Below are 22,643 nucleotides of genomic sequence, written 5' to 3'. Positions count from 1 at the left end.
GGTCGCATCTCTATAAGTGTCAACTTGACTTGACAACACATTTTGCGCCATCAAGCTGACATCACGGCGGGATCTCAGTATCCCCATACTAAGGAACGACCTCGATGACTGACAGAAAAAAACTCCTCCGTTCTCTGGATGGAGAGGTGCAAAAGGTCCCACCCATCTGGATGATGCGCCAGGCGGGGCGGTATTTGCCCGAATATCGCGCCACGCGGGCGGAGGCCGGAGATTTTCTGTCGCTGTGCTACAACTCGGAACTGGCCGCCGAGGTGACCCTGCAGCCGATCCGCCGCTACGGGTTCGACGCGGCGATCCTGTTCGCAGATATCCTGCTGATCCCTGACGCGCTGGGGGCGGATTTGTGGTTCGTGACCGGCGAGGGGCCGCGCCTGTCGACCATCGAGACCATGGAAGAGTTCAACAAGCTCAAGCCCGCCGACGAGGTCCATGACCATCTCGCCCCGATCTACGAGACCGTGCGGATCCTGTCGCGCGAGTTGCCCGCCGAGACCGCGCTGATCGGCTTTGCCGGGGCGCCCTGGACCGTGGCGACCTACATGATCGCCGGGCGCGGGACGCCAGACCAGGCCCCGGCGCACAAGCTGATGCGCGAGGCGCCCGAGGTGTTCGACGCGCTGATGGACCGGCTGACCGAGGCGACCATCGCGTACCTCTCGATGCAGATCGAGGCGGGGGCCGAGACGGTGAAGATCTTCGACAGCTGGGCCGGGTCGCTGAAGGGCGAGGCGTTCACGAAATACGCTCTGGAGCCGACGAAAAAGATCATCGCCGCGCTGAAGGCGAAACATCCCGACACGCCGATCATCGCCTTCCCGCGCGAGGCGGGCGACGGCTATATCGGCTTTGCCAAGGCCACGGGGGCCGATTGCGTCGCACTGGACAATTCCGTCTCGGCGGCCTGGGCGGCCGAGCATGTGCAGGTCGATGGCTGCGTGCAGGGCAACCTGGCCTCGTCGCATATGGTGACCGGCGGGCAGGCCCTGGTGGACGAGACCCGCGAGATCGTCCAAGCGTTCTCCAAGGGCCCGCATATCTTCAACCTCGGCCACGGGATCACGCCCGATGCGGACCCCGAGAACGTGCAGCTGATGATCGACACCGTGCGCAGCGCCTGAGCGGGGGCAAGAATTTTACTTAAAATTCTTGCCCCGCGGCGCGGCATCTTTCGGGCTCTGAGGGCGCACCGCGCGCCGCAGGCTCAAAACCGACACGGGCGCGTCGAAATCGGCCGCCCCGGGCTGCGCCTTCGGTGCCATAGGGGGGGCCTGTCCTGCCCGCCCCGGTTCCCATGCGCGTACTGATCACTTTTGCCGCCCTTTTCGCCTCCGTCGCCCTGTTGCAGGTGTCGTCGGGCGCGGTCGGGCCCCTGGATGCGCTTTCCGGCGCGGTTCTCGGGTTTTCCAATGCCGAGATCGGCATGCTCGGTTCGGCCCATTACATCGGGTTCTTCATCGGCTGCTGGGGTGCACCACGCCTGCTGGGCACGGTGGGCCATTCGCGCGCCTTCGCGGCCTTCACCGCCGCGGGCGCCATCGGGCTGCTGGCGCATATGATGGTGGTGCATCCCTTGGCCTGGGCCGGGCTGCGGGTCACCACGGGGCTGTGTGTCGCGGGCTGCTACACGATCATCGAAAGCTGGCTGAATGCGCGGCTGACCAACGAGACGCGGGGGCGGGCGACCGGGCTCTACCGGGTGGTGGACCTGGGTGCGGCGCTGATCGCGCAGCTGATGATCGCGGTGCTGCCCCCGGCGGAGTACGTGTCCTACAACCTGCTGGCGATCCTGTGCTGCATGGCGCTCCTGCCCATCGCCCTGACCCAGGCGAGCCAGCCCGCGGTGCCCAAGGCCCCGCGCCTGCGCCCTGCCCTCGCCCTCGCCAAATCCCCCCTGGCGGCGGCGGCGGTGATCGTGGCGGGGCTGACCAGTGCAGCCTTCCGCATGGTCGGCCCGATCTACGGTCAGGATGTGGGCCTGCGCTCGGACCAGATCGGGCTCTTTCTGGCCGCCTACGTGTTGGGCGGGGCGCTGGCGCAGTATCCCACCGGCTGGCTCGCGGATCGGTTCGACCGGCGCAGGGTGCTGATCGCCCTGTCGGTCGCCGCCATCGCCAGCTGCGCCATCACGATCCACACCCAGAGCGCCGGGACGCTGGCGGTGTTCGGCGCGGCGCTTCTGTTCGGGGTGACGACCTTTCCGATCTTCTCGGTCGCCGCCGCCCATGCCCATGATTTCGCCAGCGATGACGAGCGGGTGGAGCTGTCGGCGGCGTTGATGTTCATGTTCGCCGTGGGCGCGATTGCCAGCCCGCTGGTCTCGTCGCTCTTGATCGAGGCGCGGGGGCCGATGGCGCTCTTCGTGTTCCTGGGTCTGGGGCATCTCGTGTTGGTGGTGTTCGGCCTGGCGCGGATGCGGGTGCGGCCGGCACCGCAGGAGCGTACGGATTACGTCTATACCCCGCGCACCAGCTTCACCATCGGGCGGCTTCTGGGCCGCAAGCGCTAGACCTCGCCGCGCCCCTGCGCTACCTCGGGCGGGCACGTCACAAAGGCCCGATCCATGGCACGTATCCTCATCACCTCCGCGATTCCCTACATCAACGGCATCAAGCATCTGGGCAATCTCGTGGGCAGCCAGCTGCCTGCGGACCTCTATGCCCGCTATGCCCGTGCGCGTGGACATGAGGTGATGTTCATCTGCGCCACGGACGAGCATGGCACCCCGGCCGAGCTGGCCGCGGCCAAGGCGGGCAAGCCGGTGGCGGAGTATTGCGCCGAGATGCACGCGGTCCAGTCGGATATCGCGAAACGCTTCGGGCTGAGCTTCGATCATTTCGGCCGCTCCTCGTCGGAGCGCAACAAGGCGCTGACCCAATATTTCGCGGGCAAGCTGGCCGAGAACGGGCTGATCGAGGAGGTCTCGGAAAAGCAGGTCTATTCCCATGCGGACGGCCGGTTCCTGCCGGACCGGTACATCGAGGGCACCTGCCCCAATTGCGGCTACGACAAGGCCCGCGGCGACCAGTGCGAGAACTGCACCAAGCAGCTCGACCCCACGGACCTGATTGACCCGCGCAGCGCAATCTCCGGCTCCACCGACCTGGAGGTGCGGGAGACCAAGCACCTCTATCTGCGCCAATCCGCGTTGAAGGACCAATTGGACGCCTGGATCGACAGCAAGACCGACTGGCCGATCCTGACCACGTCGATCGCGAAGAAATGGCTCCATGACGGGGACGGGTTGCAGGACCGGGGCATCACCCGGGATCTCGACTGGGGCGTGCCGGTGAAGAAGGGAACCGAGGATTGGCCGGGGATGGAGGGCAAGGTCTTCTACGTCTGGTTCGACGCGCCCATCGAGTACATTGCCGGGACCGCCGAATGGGCCGATGCCAACGGGCTGGACGATGCGGCATGGGAACGCTGGTGGCGCACGGACAAGGGCGCGGACGAGGTGCGCTACGTGCAGTTCATGGGCAAGGACAACGTGCCCTTCCACACCTTGAGCTTCCCGGCCACGATCATGGGTTCGGGCGATCCCTGGAAGCTGGTGGATTACATCAAGTCGTTCAATTACCTGACTTATGACGGGGGGCAGTTCTCGACCTCCCAGGGGCGGGGCGTGTTCATGGACCAGGCGCTGGAGATCCTGCCGGCGGATTACTGGCGCTGGTGGCTGCTGAGCCACGCGCCGGAAAACTCCGATTCCGAGTTTACGTGGGAGAATTTCCAGGCCTCTGTGAACAAGGATCTCGCCGATGTGCTGGGCAATTTCGCCAGCCGCGTGACCAAGTTCTGCCGGTCAAAATACGGCGAAGAGGTGCCTGCGGGCGGTGCCTATGAGCCTGCCGAGGAGGCGCTGATCGCCGAGTTAACCACCAAGCTGCGCGCCTACGAGGGGCACATGGACGCGATGGAGGTGCGCAAGGCCGCGGCCGAGTTGCGCGCGATCTGGGTTGCGGGCAACGAGTACCTGCAAGCCGCCGCCCCCTGGAGCGTGTTCAAGACCGATCCGGACGCGGCGGCGGCGATCATCCGGCTGGGGCTGAACCTGGTGCGGTTCTACGCGGTGCTGTCGCGGCCTTTCATCCCCGATGCCAGTGCCGCGCTGTTGCGCGCCATGAAGGCCGAGGATGCCGGCTGGCCCGGGGACGTGGCAGAGGCGCTTGCCGCCCTGCCCGCGGGCCATGCCTTCGCGGTGCCCGAGGTGACCTTTGCCAAGATCTCCGACGCGGATCGGGAGGCCTGGGCCGAGAAGTTTTCCGGCACGCGCGACTAAGCTTTATTTGCATATTGCAACCGGGAATGCGAAGGTTCCCCTTGGGAAGACGATGATGTTCTGGCCGGGGGAATTCTGTCTCCGGACGCCACTCTAAGGACACAGTGTATGCCTGAGGCAACGCTCAAGGGGCTTGACGACCACGCCGCGAACCCGTTCCTCGAGTTCTTCGGCAAGGCGCCTGTACTGATGCATTCTGTGGATCGGGACGGCGTCATCGTGGCGATCAGCGCCTATTGGGCGGCCCGGCTCGGCTACAGCCCCGATGACATGATCGGCCGGTCGATCATGGAGTTCATGGTGCCCGAATCGGCGAACCGTGCCCGGACCGAGGTCATGCCGACCCTGCTGCGGACATCTTCGGTGGACAAGATCCGGCATACGTTCCTGCGCCAGGACGGCACGCCGTTCCACGCCCTTGTCTCGGCCGTGGTGCTGCGCGACGCGGACGGCGCCTTCCTGCGCACCCTGTCGATTGTCAGTGCCGATGACGGGACGGACGGGCTGCAGCAGGACCTTCAGGCCGCCCTGATCAGGGCCGAGGATGCCAGCCGCGCCAAGAGCCGGTTCCTGGCCGCCATGAGCCACGAGATCCGCACCCCGATGAACGCCATTCTCGGTTTTGCGCAGCTGTTGCGGCTGTCGGACCTGGACGAGAAGCGGCGCGGCCATGTGGATGCGATCATCGCGGCGGGCGGGCAGTTGATGAACCTGCTGACCGACCTGCTGGATCTGAGCCACATGGAAACCGGGCGCATGCGGATCGAAAGCCGCGCGACGGACCTGATGCCGCTTTTGGACCAGGTGGCGGACTGGTGGTACAGCTCGGTCAGCGACAAGGGCCTGACCTTGCAGGTCGAGATCGACGACCGGATGCCGGCCCGTGTGCTGACTGACCCGGTGCGGCTGCAACAGGTGCTCAACAACTTCATGGCCAACGCCCTGCGCTATACCGACCGGGGCACGATCACCCTGCGTGTGCGGGAAATCAGCCGCAGCGACAGCTTCTCGCGCCTGCGTCTGGAGGTCGAGGATACCGGGATCGGGATCTCGGAAGAGCAGCAGGCGTTGCTGTTCCGGCCCTTCGTGCAGATCGAGAGCGATTTCGGCAAGGATCGCGGCGGCTGGGGCCTTGGCCTGTCGATCTGCCACAACATCGCCGCGGCCATGAGCGCCGATATCGGGGTGACCTCGCAGCCCGGCGCGGGCGCGACCTTTCATTTCGAGCTGACGCTGCCGCTGGAGCCCTGCCCCGAGCCGCGCGAGACCCCGCAGCCCCATCCCGCCCGGGCGCCCAGGGGGCCGTCGGCCAAGGTGCTGGTGGCCGAGGACAATCCGCTGAACCAGAACGTGATGGAGGCGATGCTGCGCGATCTCGGGCACGAGGTGCGCGTGGTCTCCAACGGGTTCGAGGCGGTCGAGGCGATCCTGTCGGAGAGTTTCGACCTGGTGTTGATGGACATCACCATGCCCGGGCTCGACGGGTTGGGGGCGACGGCGCAGATCCGCACCTCGGGCCCGGAAAAAAGCAAGGTGCCGATCATCGCCTGCACCGCCCATGTGGGCGGCGACGTGCAGGCGCGCTACCGCGATGCGGGGATCGACGGGTTCCTGCCCAAGCCGGTGGACCCGCGCGCCCTGGAAGCCGCGATCAACAGCGCCGTCTCGGGCGGCGCTTTCTCGCACGGTCCCGGCACCTAGCGCCGCGCTCAGGCCGGTTTGAACGTCAGCGCGACCCCGTTGAGGCAATGCCGTTTGCCCGTGGGCTGCGGCCCGTCATCGAACACATGGCCCAGATGCCCGCCACAGCGGCGGCAATGGACCTCGGTGCGCAAATAGATCAGCTTGCGGTCCGCCTTGGTGCCGATGGCCTCCTCCAGCGGTGCCCAGAAGGACGGCCAGCCCGTGCCGCTGTCATACTTGGTGGTCGACGGATAGACCGGCAGGTCGCATCCCGCGCAGTGATAGATCCCGGCGCGGGTCTCGTCATTCAGGGGGCTGGTGAAGGGGCGCTCGGTCCCCTCCTTGCGCAGCACCTTGAACTGCGCCGGTGTCAGGCGCGCGCGCCACTCCGCCTCGGTCAGGGTGATCTCGAACGGGCCGGCGCTGGCCTGCAGGCCGCGGGGCAGGATCGCGGCGCTGGCGAGAAGTCCGGCGGTGGCGGCGAGGAAATGGCGACGGTTCATGGGGCATCCTTTCGGTCGTGTCCCGGCTATATAAGCGCGGGGGCGGCCACCTGTCGCGATTGCGTCATCCCTGTCACGGGGTTGTGTGGCCCCGTGAGGGCTTGCACCTCGGGCGGCTCTGGGCCATCCCGCGCCCATGGCACAACCCGCTGACAGTTTCGAGACCGTGATCCTCGGCGCCGGGGCCGCGGGCATGATGTGCGCGGCCCATGCGGGGCCCGGGGTGCTGGTGCTGGATCACAGCGCCAATCCGGGCGAGAAGATCCGCATCTCGGGCGGGGGGCGGTGCAACTTCACCAACATGTATGCGGGGCCGGAGAACTTCATCTCCGCCAACCCGCATTTCGCCAAATCCGCGCTCAGCCGTTACACCCAATGGGATTTCATCGACCTTGTGGCGCGGCACGGCATTCCCTATCACGAAAAGACCCTGGGGCAGCTTTTCTGTGACACTTCCGCCAAGGACATCATCGCGATGCTGCTGGCGGAGATGGACCGGGCGGGCGCGGTGCTGTGGCTGCGCAGCACGCTCGACGAGATCGCCCATGACGGCAGCCGGTTCCGGCTGTCGGTGACGCGGGAGGGGCGGTCCGTGCGCGTGACCGCGCGGCAGGTGGTGGTGGCCTGCGGCGGCAAGTCGATCCCCAAGATCGGCGCGTCGGACCAGGGGTACCGCATCGCGCGGCAGTTCGGCCATGCCCTGACCGAGACGCGGCCCGCGCTGGTGCCGCTGACGTTCGGGGCGGAGGCCGCGTTCGCCGAGTTGTCGGGCCTTGCCAGCCCCGCCCGGGTGACCGCCAATGGCACCAGTTTCGACGAGGCGCTGCTCTTTACCCATCGCGGGCTGTCGGGACCGGCGATCCTGCAGGCGTCGTCCTACTGGCGCGAGGGCGACGGGATCACCGTGCGGCTGTGCCCCGAGACCGACTTCTTCACCGCCCTCCGCGACCGGCGCGCCCGGGCCGGGCGGCGGGACCTGGCCACGGTGCTGACGGAATGGCTTCCGAAGCGGCTGGCCCAGACCATCGCCGCGCAGGTGGGCGCCACCGGCAACCTGGCCGACCTGAGCGACACGCGGTTGCGCGAGATCACCGCGGCGCTGACCGACTGGCACCTGAAACCCACGGGCACCGAGGGGTATCGCAAGGCCGAAGTGACCCTTGGCGGCGTGGAGACCGCGGCCCTGTCGTCGCGCAGCATGGAGAGCGCGCATCAGCCCGGGCTCTACTTCATCGGCGAGGTGGTGGACGTGACCGGCTGGCTCGGCGGGTACAACTTCCAGTGGGCCTGGTCCTCGGGCTGGGCCGCGGGCCAAGAGATCGCGGCCCGCGCGGGCGGCTGATCTGCCAAAAACCGCTATTGCGTCCCGGTCTCCCCCTTTCCCTCCGCGTCCCCTACGATATGTTGCGCGCAAACACGCGCCAGATCCCTCTGGCGCGACTCACAAGATTCGGGGACAGCATGGCAGACGGTGGCTTGGATATCGGTAAACCCACGGAAGAAATCTCGGTGCGGGAGGTGTTCGGTATCGACACGGACATGAAGGTCAAAGGCTTCTCCGAACGCTCCGACCGCGTGCCGGATATCGACCCGACCTACAAGTTCGACCCCGACACCACCCTGGCCATCCTGGCCGGGTTTTCCCACAACCGTCGGGTGATGATCCAGGGCTATCACGGCACAGGCAAATCCACCCATATCGAACAGGTCGCCGCACGGCTGAACTGGCCCTGCGTGCGGGTCAACCTCGACAGCCATATCAGCCGGATTGACCTGATCGGCAAGGACGCGATCAAGCTCAAGGACGGGGTGCAGGTCACCGAATTCCACGAGGGCATCCTGCCCTGGGCCCTGCGCAACCCCACGGCCATCGTGTTCGACGAGTACGACGCGGGCCGGGCGGATGTGATGTTCGTGATCCAGCGGGTGCTGGAGGTGGACGGCAAGCTCACGCTGCTCGACCAGAACGAGGTGATCACGCCGAACCCTTATTTTCGCATCTTCGCCACGGCCAATACCGTCGGGCTCGGGGATACGACGGGGCTCTATCACGGCACCCAGCAGATCAACCAGGGCCAGATGGACCGCTGGTCCCTGGTGGCGACCCTGAACTACCTGCGCCACGATGCGGAGGCCGCCATCGTGCTGGCCAAGAACCCCCATTACAACACCGAAAAGGGCCGCAAGATCGTGGGGCACATGGTCACCGTCGCGGACCTGACCCGGACCGCGTTCATGAACGGTGACCTGTCGACGGTGATGAGCCCGCGGACGGTCATCGCCTGGGCCCAGAATGCCGAGATCTTCCGCAATGTGGGCTACGCCTTCCGGCTGACCTTCCTCAACAAATGCGATGAGCTGGAGCGCGAGACCGTGGCAGAGTTCTACCAGCGCTGCTTCGATGAGGAACTGCCCGAAAGCGCGGCCTCCAACGCGATCACCTGACACCCGGGCTGCAAGACCGGGCCGGGCACGGCAGCGCAAGGCACCGTGCCCGGACGCGGGTTAAGCGATGGGTTCCGCGACCGCCTCCGCAGCACAGGGCGACGCCTCCGGCAGCTTGACCTCGGGCACCGGCTTTTCCAGCACCACCAGCGTCATGACGCCGAGGGGCGGCAAGGGCTCGTAATGCGCCACCCGCAGGCCAGGTGCCTCGGTCACGATCTCGCGCTCGAAGTCCGAATGCCAGCCCACCGTGCCCGGGATCGACGAGATCGCCCGCTCTGCCAGGTGCAACAGACCTGTCTCCCGCGCGAAATGGTTCGCCACCACGATCTCGCCCCCGGGGCGACAGACGCGCGTCATCTCGGCCATGACCCGGTGCGGCTCGGGCACCACCGACAGCACGTGCATGGCCAGCACCGTGTCGAAATGATCGTCCGGGAAGTCCATGTCCCGCGCATCCATGCGGTGCAGCTCCGGCGTGACCGGCAGATTGCCCTGCGCGGCCTTGTCCTGCGCGCGGGCGAGCATGTCCGCACTGTAGTCGATGCCGGTCACGGGGCGGCCCTCGGGATAGAGGCCCAGGGACAATCCCGTCCCGACCCCGACCTCCAGAACCGAGCCGTCGCGGCCCGAGACATACTCCATCGTTCGACGGCGGGCGACCGAGGTCAGCTTGCCGAATGACCAGTCATATATGGGTGCCCAGCGGGCATAGGCAGTTTCAACTTGTTCAGGGCGCATAGCCTCTCCGGGTCTGTTACGACCCTGCTCCGGGTCGCCGCATGAGCAGCGCCCAGATCACAACGCCCACGTATACGAGGCACAGGATCACCAATGTCGTCCAAGCAAAAGTAAACAGTGCGGCGACGACTGCCACAAATCCGACCAAAAAAAACTTAACATTTTCGCGTGAGACCCGCGCGGTCTTGAAAGACCAGGTTGGAATCCGGCTGATCATCAGCAGCCCGACCCCCATCATGTAGAGCATGATCAGCACCGGCGGGAAGAGCGGTTCCTCCCCCACGGAGAAGGAGGCGAACATCGGCAGCATGACCAGCGCCGCGCCCGCGGGGGCCGGTACGCCGGTGAAAAACTCCGACAGCTTGCTGGCCCCCTCGTCGGATTTGGAGGTGGCGTTGAACCGTGCCAGGCGCACCACGCAGCAGACGGTGAAGACCAGCACCGAGATCCAGGCCGCACCGCGCATGTCCTGCAGCGCCCAGAAATACAGGATCAGCGGGGGCGCGACCCCGAAGTTCAGAAAATCCGCCAGGCTGTCGAGTTCGGCGCCCATCTCGCTGTCGCTGCCCAGCGCGCGGGCAAGGCGCCCGTCCAGCCCGTCCAGCACCGCCGCCAGCAGGATCAGCAGCACCGCGGGCTCGTAATTGCCGTCCACCCCGAAGCGGATCGCCGTCAGCCCCGCGCAGATCGCGGCCACCGTCAGCATGTTCGGCAACAGGTTGGTGATCGAGAACTCGGTGCGCGGGCGGCGGGGCGGGCGTGTCATGCTGCGCGGCCTCCGGCGCCCAGCTCCGCCAGCACGGTTTCGCCCGCGACCATGGTCTGCCCGACCGAGACCAGTGGCTGCACGCCCTGGGGCAGGTAGACATCCACGCGGCTGCCGAAGCGGATCAGACCGAACCGCTCGCCGGCCGCGAGGGTTTCGCCGCCCTTGACGAAGCTGACGATGCGCCGGGCCACAAGCCCCGCGATCTGGACCATGGCGATCTGGCGGCCATCGGCCATCTCGACACAGACCGAGTTACGCTCATTGTCTTCGCTGGCCTTGTCGAGCGAGGCGTTGAGGAACTTGCCCGGCCGGTAGGCCACGGCCTTCACCGTCCCGGGCACGGGCGTGCGGTTCACGTGGCAGTTGAACACGTTCATGAAGACGCTGACCCGGGTCAGGGGGGTATCGGCCATGCCCAGCTCCGCCGGGGGCACGGCCTGCTCGATCAGCGAGACGACCCCGTCCGCGGGGCTGATCACCAGCCCGTCGCGCTGCGGCGTCACCCGCTCGGGGTCGCGGAAGAAATAGTAGCACCACACCGTCGCACCGACCCCGATCCAGCCCAGAGGCTCCCACACGATGAAGAGCGCGAGGGCAATGGCCCCGAAAATCGCCACGAACTTGCGGCCCTCGGGATGCATCGGCTTGATGAAGGTGTCGGTCATGCGCATGGGCGCGGCTCTCCGCTATGTCTGATCCCCAACAGCGCTAGGGCCAATCTGCGCTGTTTGCAACCACCCCGGCCCGGCGTCGCGGCGTCAAATATCCCTCGAATGCGCGGCACCCCATTGACCTTTGGGCAAAACTCCCCCATGTGCTGCTGAGCATTGCAGGCCTGCCGCGTGAGCAGAACTGTCCGGCCTCAGGGTCGTTGCGGTCCCCGGATCGCAGACAGATGCCAGCATGCCTCTCCGACCGGTTCCCATTCACGCCTGGGTCCAGAGGGTCACGGCGCAGCGCGTCCTTGACCCGGAACCCGAGCGCCGCAGACGCGGCCAAACGCCGTCGCGCGCCTTGCCGAGGCAGCGCGTCCCTGTACATGCCGCGTGCCGAAACCGGCCGCACGCATCCCCCATAGCCACGCCGATTGCGTGGCGCGAAAGGACATATCCTTTGGATTTCGACATGCTGGGGCTCTCGCCCCGCCTCGTGGCCGGCCTTGCCGCCCAGAACATCACCGACCCGACCCCGATCCAGACCCGCGCGATCCCGCACGGGCTCAACGGGCGCGACGTGCTGGGCATCGCCCAGACCGGCACCGGCAAGACCGCGGCCTTCGGGCTGCCCCTGCTCGATGCGCTGATGAAGGCGGGCACCAAGCCCGCGCCGCGCACCTGCCGCGGGCTGATCCTCGCCCCCACGCGGGAATTGGTGAGCCAGATCTGTGAGAGCCTGCGCGCCTTCACCGAAGGCTCCCATCTCAAGCTGCAGGTGATCGTGGGCGGTGTTGCCATCGGCCCGCAGATCAAGCGCGCCGAGCGGGGCGCCGACCTGATCGTGGCCACGCCCGGCCGTCTGATCGACCTGCTGGACCGCAAGGCCCTGCGCCTGAGCGAAACCAGGTTCCTGGTGCTGGACGAGGCCGACCAGATGCTGGATCTCGGCTTCATCCATGCCCTGCGCAAGATCGCGCCGCTCCTGCCCGCGGAACGCCAGACCATGCTGTTCTCGGCCACCATGCCCAAGCAGATGGAAGAGCTCAGCCGCGCCTACCTGACCGACCCTGTGCGGGTCGAGGTCGCGCCTCCGGGCAAGATCGCCGACAAGATCACCCAGTCGGTGCATTTCGTCGAACAGGGCGCCAAGACACAGCTGCTGATCGACCTTCTCGGCCATCACCGGGACGAGTTGGCGCTGGTCTTCTCGCGCACCAAGCACGGGGCCGACCGGCTGGCGCGCAAGCTGAGCAACGCGGGCTTCGAGACCGCCGCGATCCATGGCAACCGCAGTCAGGGCCAACGGGAGCGCGCGCTCAAGGCCTTCCGCGAGGGCACGCTCAAGGTGCTGGTGGCCACGGATGTGGCTGCCCGGGGGATCGACATCCCCGATGTGCGCTTCGTCTACAATTTCGACCTGCCCAACGTGCCGGAGAATTTCGTGCACCGCATCGGCCGGACCGCCCGCGCGGGCCGCGATGGCCAGGCGGTCGCCTTCTGCGCGCCCGAGGAAATGGGCGAGCTGCGCGCGGTGCAGAAGGTCATGGGCCTGACCCTGCCCGTGGCCGGCGGCACCCCGTGGGAGGTGATGGACGAGCCGTCCAAACCCCGCCGCGGCGGCGGTGGTCGCGGGCGCGGCCCCGGCGGTGGTGGGGGCCAGCGTCGCGGCAGCGGCGGCGGCAAGCCGACCGGCCAGGGCAAGCCCCAGCCGAAGCCCCAGGGCAAACCGGCCAACAAGCGCCGCCGCCCCCGGCGCGCCCGCGCCGCGGCGTAACCTCTCAGCCACGAACGGCCTGACCCGAAATCCGGGTCAGGCCCCGGGCCCCTAGCGCCCCTTGCGCGGCGCGCTTGCGGCTTCAGTGTTCCGAAAAAAATCTCACGACGCAACGCCCTGAGTTCCGCCGAAGGTTCGGGGCGAAGTTACATTCCTTCGCACCTTGGCACGGGCACGCCCTCGTCCTCCAGATCGACCGTTGGGGCGACGGGCACGAAAGGTCTGTCCGCGGCCAGTTGCAGGAACACATCCACCGTGCCCCCCGCCCCCGCCACGGCGCGACAGGGCTCTGCCGTGACCGACAGCTGCCCTGCCGTGGCGGGGTCCTCCGCCTTCAACGCGACGATCTGCTGCCGGGCACGTTCCAATCTAGCGGCGTCCTGCGGCGCGACGCCGAAAAACCAGCGCGTCTCGGACACTGCCGCTTGATCCAGCACGAAGCGCTCGGATACCGAAGCCCCGCTCGGCGCCTGCGCGGCCAGCACCATGATGGCCCCGTCGGGCGCGACCCTCAGCCCCTCCGTCACATCGACCGCCACGGTGATACCCGCCAGGTCCGTCTGCAAAGGATCGAACCTCGCAAGCTCCACCATGCTGGCCAGGGGCACCTGCGAGCATCCGGCAACGCAAAGCGCGGCAATCCAAGGATAGCACATCTTTCAATTCCTCTCTCGACACGAATCATTTGTCGTTTTACATTAAATTATCACTTCTGGGATTGAAACGATGCAAACTTCTCTTCCCCCGCGTCTTGCCCGGCTTTGCACCTTGCTCGGCCATGGCTGTACCTTGGCCTGCGCCCTGCTGATCGCAGGCTACGGGGTGGTTCTGGTCGATCCCGAGCCCTTCCTGCCACCGGTGGAGACCGCGACCGGCCTGACCCCGGGCAAGCGGGTGGCCCTTGCGACGCTTGCCGCGGTGATCCTCGCCCCGGCGGGTGTCGCGCTCTGGACAGCGCGCGGGCTTTTCGGGCGTTACGGGCAAGGCTGTGTGTTCAGCCACCGCAATGCCACGGCGATCCGGCGCATCGGCGCAGCCCTTTTGCTCGGCACCGGGCTGGCCATCGCCGGACGCACGGCGGCCGTGCTGATCCTGACCCACGACAACCCGCAGGGGGCCCGCACGCTCGCGGTGTCCTTCGCGGGACATGATGTGCTGCTGGGGCTTCTGGGGGCGCTTTTGATGGTGATGGGGTGGGTGCTGGCCGAGGCCACGCGCCAGGCGGACGAGAACCGGCTCTTTGTCTGAGGCAGACATTACCGTGCGGCTGGACGTGATGCTGGCCCGCCGCAAGATGCGCTCGCGCGAGCTCGCGCGCCGCATCGGGATCACGGAACAGAACCTGTCGCTGCTGAAATCCGGCAAGGTGAAGGGCGTACGGTTCGAGACGCTCGCGGCGATCTGCCGGGAGCTCGACTGCCAGCCGGGCGACCTGCTGGAATATCTGCCCGGCGGGGAGGCATCCGGCTCTGGCCAATCCTCCCCATCCGCGCAATAAACCCTATGTATTTCCCATCAGGCCCATCTGGGCCGCCACCCCTGCGCAGGCCCCCATGAGCAAGCCCGACAACCCCGTCGAACCCTTCAAGAAGGCCCTGGCCGAAGCGACCCGCGTGCTGGCCGATGATCCGGACATGGCGGTGACCTACTCCGTCGATCCGCCGGGGATGACATCGGACTCCATGCGCCTGCCCCAGATCAGCCGCCGCATGACTCGCGAAGAGGTGATGTTCGCGCGCGGCACCGCCGATGCCTATGCCATGCGCCGGAAGTATCACGATGCGGGCACACATGCGCGATACGAACCCGCCGGGCAGATGGCGCGCGACCTCTACGAGGCGATGGAGACCGCCCGGTGCGAGGCGATGGGCGCACGGGTGATGCCGGGGACGGCTGGCAATATCGACGCCAAGATCGGTGCCGAGGCCCAGCGCAAGGGCTATGACCAGGTCACCCAGGCCTCCGAGGCGCCGCTGGCCATTGCCGCGGGCTACCTGATCCGGCACCTGGCCACGGGGCGCGATCTGCCCAAGGGGGCGCAGAATGTCATGGACCTGTGGCGCGATCACATCGAGGATCAGTGCGGCGAGACCCTTGCAACGCTGCAGCGGGACCTGAGCGACCAGGCCGCCTTTGCCAAGCTGGCCCGCCAGATCATCGACGATCTGGGCTATGGCGACCAACTGGGCGACGACCCGGACCAGGAAGAGGACGAGTCCGAAGACACCTCCGAACAGGAGGAGGATGAGGACAGCGCCGCCGAGGACGGCGATGAGGACGACCAGCAGTCCGAACAGGGCGAAGCCGCCCCCGACCCCTCCGACACCCGGGAAATGGACCCGTCCCAGGCCGAAGTCGCCATGGACGACCTGGCGGATATGGAACTGGGCGACGAGGCCGAGCTGCCCGAGGGCGAGGCCCCGCTGGAGCCGCCGCCGCCGCCCGCCCATTCCGATGCGGACCCGAACTACGTGGTCTACCTCACCGAGCACGACGAGGAGATCAAGGCCGAGGATCTGGCCGAGCCTGCCGAGCTCGAACGCCTGCGCGCCTATCTCGACCAGCAGCTCGAGCCGCTGAAGGGCGCGGTCTCGCGGCTGGCCAACAAGCTGCAGCGGCGTCTCCAGGCGCAGCAGAACCGCAGCTGGAAATTCGACATGGAGGAAGGCATCCTCGATGTCGGGCGGCTGGCGCGCGTGGTCGCGAACCCGACGACCCCGCTGAGCTTCAAGGTCGAACAGGACACCGAGTTTCGCGATACGGTGGTCACGCTCCTGCTGGACAATTCCGGCTCCATGCGCGGGCGCCCGATCTCGATTGCGGCGATCTGCGCCGATGTGCTGGCGCGGACGCTGGAGCGGTGCCAGGTGAAGGTCGAGATCCTGGGCTTCACCACCCGCGCCTGGAAAGGCGGGCTGAGCCGCGAGAAATGGCTCGCCGATGGTCGCCCGCAGCAGCCCGGACGCCTGAACGATTTGCGCCACATCATCTACAAGCAGGCCGACGCGCCCATGCGCCGGACCCGGAACAACCTCGGCCTGATGATGAAGGAAGGGCTGCTTAAGGAAAACATCGATGGCGAGGCGCTGGAATGGGCGCACCGCCGCATGCTGGCACGGCCCGAGGCGCGCAAGATCCTGATGGTGATCTCGGACGGCGCCCCGGTGGACGATTCGACCCTGTCGGTGAACCCGGCGAACTATCTCGAAAAGCACCTGCGCGACGTGATCGCCATGGTCGAGAAGCGCCGCGCGGTGGAACTGATCGCCATCGGCATCGGCCATGACGTCACACGCTACTACGACCGTGCCGTGACCATCACGGATGTGGAGCAATTGGCCGGCGCGATGACCGAGCAACTTGCCGCCCTGTTCGACAGCGACCCCCGGGCCCGGGCCCGGGTGATGGGGATCAAGCGCGCCAGCTGAGCCCGCCCGCGGCCAGATGTGCTATCCTGCTCTCATTGAGAGACAGGGAGATTTTCCATGACCAAGTTCCGCCTTTGCACCTTCAACATCGAAAACCTGTTCACCCGGTTCAATTTTTCGGGCTTTTCCGACCCGGATGCGGCGCGCTACCTGTCACCGATCGTGCAGTTCTACGGCGATTACGGGGATGATGACCTGAGCAAGTTCGCCGCGTTCAAGCGCATGGTGGAAACCGCCGCCATCGCGCAGGACGACGACAAACGTCAGCAGACCGCCCTCGCCATCGCCGAAGCGGATGCGCATCTCTACTGCCTGCAGGAGGTTGACGGGTTCGACCCGCTGACCCGGTTCCTGGAGGCTTATGTGAAGAAGACGATGGGCGAGAGTTTCCACAACCGCGTCCTGCACGAGGGCAACGACCCGCGCGGCATCGACGTGGCCGCGATCTCGGTGCGCAGGTTTCCGTTCTACAGCCGCAGCCATGCCTGGCTGACGGGCTCGGTGATCGACAATACCGAAACGGGACGGGCCCTGCTCGACGCCTATCCTCTGGCGAGGGCCCGCGCGCGGTCGCTGCGCTCGGCGCGGGTGTTTCGGCGCGATTGCCTGGAGCTGGTGGTGCCCGTGGGGGACGGGACGCTCACGCTCTACAACTGTCATTTCAAATCCATGGGCGGGCGCAATGCGGAGAAATCCCTCGCCACGCGGCAGACCGAAGCGATCCTGGTGCGCGAGCTGATCACCCGGAAATTCCCGGATCCCGCAGCAGGGCTCTGGGCGATCTGCGGCGATCTGAACGACGCGCTGAGCTACCGCTTCGTCAGCTCGGTGCGGCAGGCCGATGGCAGCTTTGCCGAAAGCCTACGCGACAGGCCGCCTTCCGGCGAAGACGCATCGGGGGTCGCGCCGCTGCTGGAGGATGGGTTCGGGATCAACCTTGTGGCGGCCCTGCCCGAGGCCGCGCGCTGGACCCATTACTACGCCGGGGGGCGGTCGAAGACCCAGCTTGACTATGTCATCGCCTCGCCCGCCCTGGCCGCACGGGTGCGCAGCATCCCCGAGATCATCCGGACGGGCATGCCCCAGCGCGTGCCCAACCTCGATACCCCGCGTTACCCCCGGATCGGATGGGACCGGCCCAAGGCCAGCGACCATTGCCCGGTCGTCGTGGAATTCGACATCTGAGCAACGGGCTCAAGGCGCTTCGCAGCGCCTTTAGAGGCGCCCTTGAAGGCGCTTGCCCCGCGCCTGCGGATTGCCATGGCGGTTTCTGCCCGCAACGCTAGATTGTACCGGCAAGAAACAACCAAAGCACCCATGTTCCAATCTTTTTCCGCCACCACCACCCCCGATCAGGGGCCACCCCGTCTTGCGGCCCTGCGCGCCGAAATGGCCGCGGAGGAGCTCGCAGGTTTTCTCGTGCCGCGCGCCGACGCGCATCAGGGAGAATACGTGGCTCCGCGCGACGACAGGCTTGCGTGGCTCACGGGGTTCACCGGCTCCGCGGGGTTCTGCATCGCCCTGGCCGAAACCGCCGGGATCTTCATCGACGGGCGCTACACCCTGCAGGTCCGCGCGCAGGTCGACACCCGGGCCTTCACCCCGGTTCCCTGGCCCAAGACGCAGCCGGGCCCCTGGCTGCGCGAAGCGCTTTCCACCGGGGTGATCGGGTTCGACCCCTGGCTGCATACCAATGCCGAGATCGCGCGGCTGGAGGCGAGCCTCGGCGACGCGCTGTCCCTGCGCCGCACGGACAACCTGATCGACAGGATCTGGCCGGATCAGCCCGCGCCACCCCAAGGCGCGGTCATCGTCCATCCCGATAGCCTGGCCGGTCGCAGCAGCGCCGAGAAGCGCAGGTCCCTCGCGCAGTACCTCACCGAGGCCGGCGCGAAATCCGTGGTCCTCACCCTGCCCGACAGCCTGTGCTGGCTGCTCAACATCCGCGGCGCGGATATCCCCCGCAACCCGGTGGTCCATGCCTTCGCGGTCCTGCATGACGATGCAAGCTGCGATCTCTTCATCGATCCGGCCAAGCTCGGTGACGATCTGCACGCCCATCTCGGGCCCGAGATCCGCTGCTACCCGCCGCACGACCTGGCCGCGGCCCTCGGCGCGCTGGCCGGTCCGGTCCAGGTAGACCCGAACACCGCGCCTGTCGCGATCTTCGACCTGTTGGCCGCCCAGGACACCCCGGTGATCGAGGCCGACGACCCCTGCATCCTGCCCAAGGCCTGCAAGACCGCGGCCGAGATCGCGGGCACCACCGAGGCGCACCTGCGCGACGGGGCCGCGGTTGTCGAGTTCCTCACCTGGTTCTCGGGCCAAAACCCCGCGGAGCTGACCGAAATCGACGTGGTCAAGGCGCTCGAAGCCGCCCGGCAGGCCACGGGCGCCCTGCGCGACATCAGCTTCGAGACGATCTGCGGCACCGGCCCGAACGGCGCCATCGTCCATTACCGCGTGACCGAAGGCACCAATCGGCGGATCACCCCCGGTGACCTGCTGCTGATCGACAGCGGTGGCCAGTATGCGGACGGGACGACCGACATCACCCGCACGCTGGCCACAGGCACCCCGCCGGAGGGTGCCAGGGCCGCCTTCACACGGGTCCTGCAGGGCATGATCGCCATCAGCCGCGCGCGCTGGCCCAAGGGGTTGGCAGGCCGCGACCTAGACGCGCTGGCCCGCGCCCCGCTGTGGATGGCCGGGCAGGATTACGACCACGGTACCGGGCACGGTGTGGGCACCTATCTGTGCGTCCACGAAGGCCCGCAGCGGCTCAGCCGGATCAGCGAAGTGCCCCTCGAGCCCGGTATGATCCTCAGCAACGAGCCCGGCTATTATCGCGAAGGCGCCTTCGGCATCCGGCTGGAGAACCTCGTCGTCGTCACGCAGGCCGACCCGCCCGAGGGCGGCGATCCGCAACGCGAGATGTTGCGCTTCGACACCCTGACTTACGTCCCGCTCGAGACCGCCCTCATCGACACCGCGATGCTGTCGCAGGCCGAGATCGACTGGATCGACACCTATCACGCGGAAACCCGCCAGCGCCTCCGAGACCGGCTGACGCCCGAGGCGCGTCGCTGGCTGGACAGGGCAACGCGCCCGCTGTGACCGCGCAGTCCGCCTGACGGCGACACACCCGACACGACGCGCGCCGGACATCCCCGGCATCGCCACAACTCAAAGGACCAAGCCATGAGCGAGCATATCAAGATCCACAAGGCCCCCGGCACCTGGACCGTCCGCGCGGGCGGTGCCGTGCTGGTCGAAAGCGCCAACGCCCTCGAACTGGTCGAAGGCGGCATGCCGCCGGTAATCTACTTCCCCCGGTCCGATATCGGCATGGCCTTCCTCGAGCCGTCCGAAACCCGCTCCCACTGCCCGCACAAGGGCGATGCCAGCTATTACTCGATCCAGGCCAAAAGTGGGCTGATCCCCGATGCCGGCTGGTCCTACGAAAGCCCCAAGGACGCGGTGGCGCGGATCCGCGACCACATCGCCTTTTTCCCGGACAAGGTCACGGTGGAACAACTCTGACCCCGGAGGCACAGGCGCACCACCCACACCGCCCCGTCGCAGGCCGTCGCGCCAGTCTTCATCTTTGCGAAAATACTCCGGGGGAGACGCGCGCCGCGCGGCGGGGGCAGCGCCGCCTCGCCGCCCGCAGGGCGGCACCAGGGACCGCGTGCGCCGACAGGCGCGCCTTTTGGCAACACACGAGCGCCGCGGCGCGCAGCCGTCTCTTGCAGATCAGGCCTCCGGTCCCTTTTTTTCCAGGGAATACCGCTCCAGCATCTTCGCCTGGGCAATGAAAAACGCAAAAAGCGCCGCAGGCAGGGCGAAGGTCTCGAACTTGACCCAGAATTCCGTGGACATGGTGCGCCAGACAATCTCGTTGGCCCCCGCCATGGCCGCGAACATGGCCGCCAGGCGCTTGGTCAGCAGCATCCAGCCTTCCTGCGCGATGGGCATCAGGTCCTCCATCACGAAGGCAAGGTAGGATTGCCCGCGCAGCAGCCCGACCCCGAGGATCGCCGCGAACATGCCGTAGACGATCGTGGTCTTGATCTTGAAGAACGCCTCGTCGTTGAAGATCACCGTCAACCCGCCGAATACGATCACCAGCACGGCGGTCATGATCTGCATCCGGCTGAGCTTGCCGGTCAGCTTCCACAGGATCGCGATGGACAGCAGCAGGATCGGGATGAACCCGACCGTGGCCACGATGAAGCCGCTGTAGTCCTGCCCGAGGATCGGGTACACCTCGTCCTTGATCCGCATGTAGACAATGAAGAAGCCCAGCACGGGGCCAAGCTCCAGCCCCGTCTTCACCCAGGGATTGATCGGTTTCTGCTCTGCCATCGGGCGCCTTTCGCTCATGCTCCCAACTCAACTATCACAGCTCCCGCCGCGATCAATGCCATCAGGCCCATCCGTCGCGGCCCCACGGTCTCTTTCAGGAAGACCCAGCCGATCACGGCGGCGAACACGGTCGAGGTTTCCCGCAGGATCGCGGCCTCGCCCACCTTGTCGAGCCGGGTGGCGATCATCACCGAGCCGAAGCTGCCCCAGGCCACTACCGCCCCGATCACGCCCCGCAGGGCCAGGGGTGCCAGGCGGGGTGCATCGGCCATGCGGCGCCAGCGCAGGACCGCCAGCACCGGAAAGACCACGCTGTCGATGAAGAAGAACCACGCGAGGAAGGTGAAGGGGTCCGCCGTGGCGCGGATACCGTATGCGTCATAGGTGGTATAGAGCGCCACGAAGAGCCCCGTCGCCACCGCCAGCCAGAGCGCCGGGACCAGCGTGTCCCGGTCGATCTCGATATGCACGAGGTTGTAGGCCGCCAGCCCGAAGATCCCCGCCAGAAGCACCGCGACCCCCAGCCACTGGGTCGCCGTAAAATACTCCCCAAAGACGAAATAGGCCCCGATTACCGTGAACAGGGGCCCCGTGCCGCGCACCACCGGGTAGACGACCGTATAGGCGCCCTTGGAATAGGCGAAGGCCTGCAGGGTCTTGTAGGCCGTATGGATCACGAAGACCCCGGCGAAGATCGGCCACATATGCGGCTCGGGCCAGGGCACCACCCAGAGCGCCAGTGGCGCCGCCATCACGAACAGCACGGTGTCGATCGCCCCGCGGGACAGCCAGGGGTCGTGGCGCCCCTTCTGCAGCGCGCCGAACACCGCATGCAGCACCGCCGCGGTCAGCGCGAGGATCAGGGCGAGCGTCTTGCCATCCGCCGTCCCTTCGAGGGACACGAGCCAGGCGCTCATGATGCGCGCATCCTCACCTGCGTCTAGCGCTCATACCCGGTGAGCGCATCGGCGAACTCCTCGGGGTCGAAGGCGGCGAGATCGTCGATCTGCTCCCCCACCCCGATGGCGTGGATCGGCAGCCCGAACTTGTCGGCCAGCGCCACCAGGACACCCCCCTTGGCCGTGCCGTCGAGCTTGGTCATCACCAGGCCCGAGACATCCGCGAGCTTGCGGAAGGTCTCCACCTGGCTGAGCGCGTTCTGGCCCGTGGTGGCGTCCAGCACCAGCAGGGTGTTGTGTGGCGCGGTCTCGTCCACCTTGCGGATCACCCGGACGATCTTGGCCAGCTCTTCCATCAGGTCGGCGCGATTTTGCAGCCGCCCGGCAGTGTCGATCATCAACAGGTCCGCGCCCGAGGCCTGCGCCTGCTTGATCGCATCGAAAGCCAAAGAGGCCGGGTCGGACCCCTCGGGGGCTGTCAGCACCGGCACCCCGGCCCGGTCGCCCCAGACCTGCAACTGTTCGACCGCCGCCGCGCGGAACGTATCGCCCGCGGCGATCACCACGGATTTGCCCGCGGCCTTGAACTGGCTGGCAAGCTTGCCGATGGTCGTGGTCTTGCCCGACCCGTTGACGCCCACCACCAGCACCACTTGCGGCCGCTTGGGATAGATCGGCAGGGGCTTGGCCACCGGCTCCATGATGCGGGCGATCTCGTCGGCGAGGATGCGCTTGATCTCGTTGGTGGAGACCTTTCGGCCCATCCGCCCTTCCGCGATGTTCGCACTGACCCGCAGCGCCGTGTCGACGCCCATATCCGCCGCGATCAGCACCTCTTCGAGGCTTTCCAGCATCGCGTCGTCCATCACCCGGCGCAGGGTCGGCCCAAGCGCCGGGGCGGGCGGCGGGGTCGGGGTAGGCGTGGGCGTGGGCGCAGCGGCAGGTTGCGGCGCAGGGTCCGCCGCGGGCGCACTCCCGCCCCCGAAAAGCCGCCCCATCAGCCCTGGCTTTTTGGCAGGCTCAGGCTGGGGTTCGGGTTCGGGTTCGGGTTCGGGTTCGGGTTCGGGTTCGGGTTCG

The 22,643-nt window shown here is 67.0% G+C and carries 21 protein-coding genes; 13 read left to right on the top strand and 8 right to left on the bottom strand.

Annotated elements, in window-relative coordinates; translation table 11 throughout:
• Positions 1-104 precede the first annotated feature (104 nt).
• From hemE to PVW48_RS12615, 4 genes are all read left to right on the top strand, one after another.
• On the top strand, positions 105-1,139 hold the full coding sequence (gene hemE / locus PVW48_RS12630; protein WP_274581599.1) for a uroporphyrinogen decarboxylase: 1,035 nt from the start codon (positions 105-107) through the stop codon (positions 1,137-1,139).
• A gap of 173 nt (positions 1,140-1,312) precedes the next feature.
• On the top strand, positions 1,313-2,527 hold the full coding sequence (locus PVW48_RS12625) for an MFS transporter (protein ID WP_012179367.1): 1,215 nt from the start codon (positions 1,313-1,315) through the stop codon (positions 2,525-2,527).
• A gap of 54 nt (positions 2,528-2,581) precedes the next feature.
• A complete protein-coding gene (gene metG, locus PVW48_RS12620; protein ID WP_274581598.1) occupies positions 2,582-4,300 on the top strand; it encodes a methionine--tRNA ligase in 1,719 nt (572 codons plus the stop codon).
• A 108-nt stretch (positions 4,301-4,408) separates the two neighbouring features.
• On the top strand, positions 4,409-6,001 hold the full coding sequence (locus PVW48_RS12615) for an ATP-binding protein (protein ID WP_274581597.1): 1,593 nt from the start codon (positions 4,409-4,411) through the stop codon (positions 5,999-6,001).
• 8 nt (positions 6,002-6,009) lie between these two features.
• Here PVW48_RS12615 and msrB read toward each other — a convergent pair whose 3' ends face one another.
• The gene (gene msrB / locus PVW48_RS12610) at positions 6,010-6,486 is read right to left on the bottom strand and encodes a peptide-methionine (R)-S-oxide reductase MsrB (protein ID WP_012179370.1); all 477 of its coding nucleotides are present in this window, start codon (positions 6,484-6,486) and stop codon (positions 6,010-6,012) included.
• Positions 6,487-6,622: 136 nt separating this feature from the next.
• Between msrB and PVW48_RS12605 the strand changes: the two genes are divergently transcribed.
• Positions 6,623-7,828, top strand: a complete 1,206-nt coding sequence (locus tag PVW48_RS12605) for an NAD(P)/FAD-dependent oxidoreductase (protein ID WP_012179371.1) — start codon at positions 6,623-6,625, stop codon at positions 7,826-7,828.
• Positions 7,829-7,947: 119 nt separating this feature from the next.
• A complete protein-coding gene (gene cobS, locus PVW48_RS12600; RefSeq protein ID WP_012179372.1) occupies positions 7,948-8,931 on the top strand; it encodes a cobaltochelatase subunit CobS in 984 nt (327 codons plus the stop codon).
• 60 nt (positions 8,932-8,991) lie between these two features.
• On the opposite strand, the gene PVW48_RS12595 is transcribed toward cobS, so the two are convergent.
• The 3 genes from PVW48_RS12595 to PVW48_RS12585 are packed head-to-tail and all read right to left on the bottom strand — an operon-like array spanning position 8,992 to position 11,112.
• The gene (locus PVW48_RS12595; RefSeq protein ID WP_274581596.1) at positions 8,992-9,672 is read right to left on the bottom strand and encodes a class I SAM-dependent methyltransferase; all 681 of its coding nucleotides are present in this window, start codon (positions 9,670-9,672) and stop codon (positions 8,992-8,994) included.
• 16 nt (positions 9,673-9,688) lie between these two features.
• Positions 9,689-10,438, bottom strand: a complete 750-nt coding sequence (gene pssA / locus PVW48_RS12590; protein ID WP_012179374.1) for a CDP-diacylglycerol--serine O-phosphatidyltransferase — start codon at positions 10,436-10,438, stop codon at positions 9,689-9,691.
• Entirely contained in the window at positions 10,435-11,112 is a 678-nt protein-coding gene (locus PVW48_RS12585; protein ID WP_274581595.1) for a phosphatidylserine decarboxylase, read from the bottom strand. Before PVW48_RS12585 ends, pssA begins: the two co-directional genes overlap by 4 nt.
• Positions 11,113-11,554: 442 nt before the next feature.
• Between PVW48_RS12585 and PVW48_RS12580 the strand changes: the two genes are divergently transcribed.
• Positions 11,555-12,871, top strand: coding sequence for a DEAD/DEAH box helicase (locus tag PVW48_RS12580; RefSeq protein WP_274581594.1), 1,317 nt, complete (start codon positions 11,555-11,557; stop codon positions 12,869-12,871).
• Positions 12,872-13,017: 146 nt separating this feature from the next.
• Here PVW48_RS12580 and PVW48_RS12575 read toward each other — a convergent pair whose 3' ends face one another.
• Positions 13,018-13,527: a hypothetical protein gene (locus PVW48_RS12575; RefSeq protein ID WP_274581593.1), complete on the bottom strand. Its 510-nt coding sequence runs from the start codon at positions 13,525-13,527 to the stop codon at positions 13,018-13,020.
• Between the two features lie 70 nt (positions 13,528-13,597).
• On the opposite strand from PVW48_RS12575, the gene PVW48_RS12570 reads away from it, so the two are divergent.
• The 6 genes from PVW48_RS12570 to PVW48_RS12545 all read left to right on the top strand — a co-directional run bounded on the left by PVW48_RS12570 (position 13,598) and on the right by PVW48_RS12545 (position 19,842).
• The gene (locus PVW48_RS12570) at positions 13,598-14,119 is read left to right on the top strand and encodes a DUF2975 domain-containing protein (protein WP_274581592.1); all 522 of its coding nucleotides are present in this window, start codon (positions 13,598-13,600) and stop codon (positions 14,117-14,119) included.
• Positions 14,112-14,369 carry a helix-turn-helix domain-containing protein gene (locus PVW48_RS12565; RefSeq protein WP_425358959.1) on the top strand — a complete coding sequence of 86 codons (258 nt, stop codon included), beginning with the start codon at positions 14,112-14,114 and terminating at the stop codon, positions 14,367-14,369. Before PVW48_RS12570 ends, PVW48_RS12565 begins: the two co-directional genes overlap by 8 nt.
• Positions 14,370-14,424: 55 nt before the next feature.
• Complete coding sequence (gene cobT, locus PVW48_RS12560; RefSeq protein ID WP_274581591.1) at positions 14,425-16,299, top strand: cobaltochelatase subunit CobT; 1,875 nt, start codon at positions 14,425-14,427, stop codon at positions 16,297-16,299.
• A gap of 57 nt (positions 16,300-16,356) precedes the next feature.
• The gene (locus tag PVW48_RS12555; protein WP_274581590.1) at positions 16,357-17,484 is read left to right on the top strand and encodes an endonuclease/exonuclease/phosphatase family protein; all 1,128 of its coding nucleotides are present in this window, start codon (positions 16,357-16,359) and stop codon (positions 17,482-17,484) included.
• A 132-nt stretch (positions 17,485-17,616) separates the two neighbouring features.
• Positions 17,617-19,416 (top strand): aminopeptidase P family protein, encoded by a 1,800-nt coding sequence (locus PVW48_RS12550; RefSeq protein WP_274581589.1) that lies wholly within the window; start codon positions 17,617-17,619, stop codon positions 19,414-19,416.
• Between the two features lie 84 nt (positions 19,417-19,500).
• Positions 19,501-19,842 carry a DUF427 domain-containing protein gene (locus PVW48_RS12545; protein WP_012179383.1) on the top strand — a complete coding sequence of 114 codons (342 nt, stop codon included), beginning with the start codon at positions 19,501-19,503 and terminating at the stop codon, positions 19,840-19,842.
• A 213-nt stretch (positions 19,843-20,055) separates the two neighbouring features.
• Here PVW48_RS12545 and PVW48_RS12540 read toward each other — a convergent pair whose 3' ends face one another.
• The 3 genes from PVW48_RS12540 to ftsY form a co-directional block, all read right to left on the bottom strand.
• Entirely contained in the window at positions 20,056-20,667 is a 612-nt protein-coding gene (locus PVW48_RS12540) for an inner membrane-spanning protein YciB (protein ID WP_044027941.1), read from the bottom strand.
• Positions 20,668-20,681: 14 nt separating this feature from the next.
• Positions 20,682-21,584 (bottom strand): EamA family transporter, encoded by a 903-nt coding sequence (locus tag PVW48_RS12535; RefSeq protein WP_012179385.1) that lies wholly within the window; start codon positions 21,582-21,584, stop codon positions 20,682-20,684.
• 23 nt (positions 21,585-21,607) lie between these two features.
• A partial coding sequence (gene ftsY, locus PVW48_RS12530) for a signal recognition particle-docking protein FtsY (RefSeq protein ID WP_274581588.1) occupies positions 21,608-22,643 on the bottom strand: 1,036 nt, incomplete at its 5' end.

Source organism: Dinoroseobacter sp. PD6, from assembly GCF_028807315.1.
In the GTDB taxonomy this organism is placed as follows: domain Bacteria; phylum Pseudomonadota; class Alphaproteobacteria; order Rhodobacterales; family Rhodobacteraceae; genus Dinoroseobacter; species Dinoroseobacter shibae.
Note: the sequence above shows the minus strand (reverse complement) of the source record. Positions and strands in the feature narration are given on the sequence as shown.

Bases quoted from the DNA above. Each gene is read 5' to 3' on its own strand.
- hemE (WP_274581599.1), top strand. From the start codon at position 105: ATGACTGACAGAAAAAAACTCCTCCGTTCTCTGGATGGAGAGGTGCAA.
- PVW48_RS12625 (WP_012179367.1), top strand. From the start codon at position 1,313: ATGCGCGTACTGATCACTTTTGCCGCCCTTTTCGCCTCCGTCGCCCTG.
- metG (WP_274581598.1), top strand. From the start codon at position 2,582: ATGGCACGTATCCTCATCACCTCCGCGATTCCCTACATCAACGGCATC.
- PVW48_RS12615 (WP_274581597.1), top strand. From the start codon at position 4,409: ATGCCTGAGGCAACGCTCAAGGGGCTTGACGACCACGCCGCGAACCCG.
- msrB (WP_012179370.1), bottom strand. From the start codon at position 6,486: ATGAACCGTCGCCATTTCCTCGCCGCCACCGCCGGACTTCTCGCCAGC.
- PVW48_RS12605 (WP_012179371.1), top strand. From the start codon at position 6,623: ATGGCACAACCCGCTGACAGTTTCGAGACCGTGATCCTCGGCGCCGGG.
- cobS (WP_012179372.1), top strand. From the start codon at position 7,948: ATGGCAGACGGTGGCTTGGATATCGGTAAACCCACGGAAGAAATCTCG.
- PVW48_RS12595 (WP_274581596.1), bottom strand. From the start codon at position 9,672: ATGCGCCCTGAACAAGTTGAAACTGCCTATGCCCGCTGGGCACCCATA.
- pssA (WP_012179374.1), bottom strand. From the start codon at position 10,438: ATGACACGCCCGCCCCGCCGCCCGCGCACCGAGTTCTCGATCACCAAC.
- PVW48_RS12585 (WP_274581595.1), bottom strand. From the start codon at position 11,112: ATGCGCATGACCGACACCTTCATCAAGCCGATGCATCCCGAGGGCCGC.
- PVW48_RS12575 (WP_274581593.1), bottom strand. From the start codon at position 13,527: ATGTGCTATCCTTGGATTGCCGCGCTTTGCGTTGCCGGATGCTCGCAG.
- PVW48_RS12570 (WP_274581592.1), top strand. From the start codon at position 13,598: ATGCAAACTTCTCTTCCCCCGCGTCTTGCCCGGCTTTGCACCTTGCTC.
- cobT (WP_274581591.1), top strand. From the start codon at position 14,425: ATGAGCAAGCCCGACAACCCCGTCGAACCCTTCAAGAAGGCCCTGGCC.
- PVW48_RS12555 (WP_274581590.1), top strand. From the start codon at position 16,357: ATGACCAAGTTCCGCCTTTGCACCTTCAACATCGAAAACCTGTTCACC.
- PVW48_RS12550 (WP_274581589.1), top strand. From the start codon at position 17,617: ATGTTCCAATCTTTTTCCGCCACCACCACCCCCGATCAGGGGCCACCC.
- PVW48_RS12545 (WP_012179383.1), top strand. From the start codon at position 19,501: ATGAGCGAGCATATCAAGATCCACAAGGCCCCCGGCACCTGGACCGTC.
- PVW48_RS12540 (WP_044027941.1), bottom strand. From the start codon at position 20,667: ATGGCAGAGCAGAAACCGATCAATCCCTGGGTGAAGACGGGGCTGGAG.
- PVW48_RS12535 (WP_012179385.1), bottom strand. From the start codon at position 21,584: ATGAGCGCCTGGCTCGTGTCCCTCGAAGGGACGGCGGATGGCAAGACG.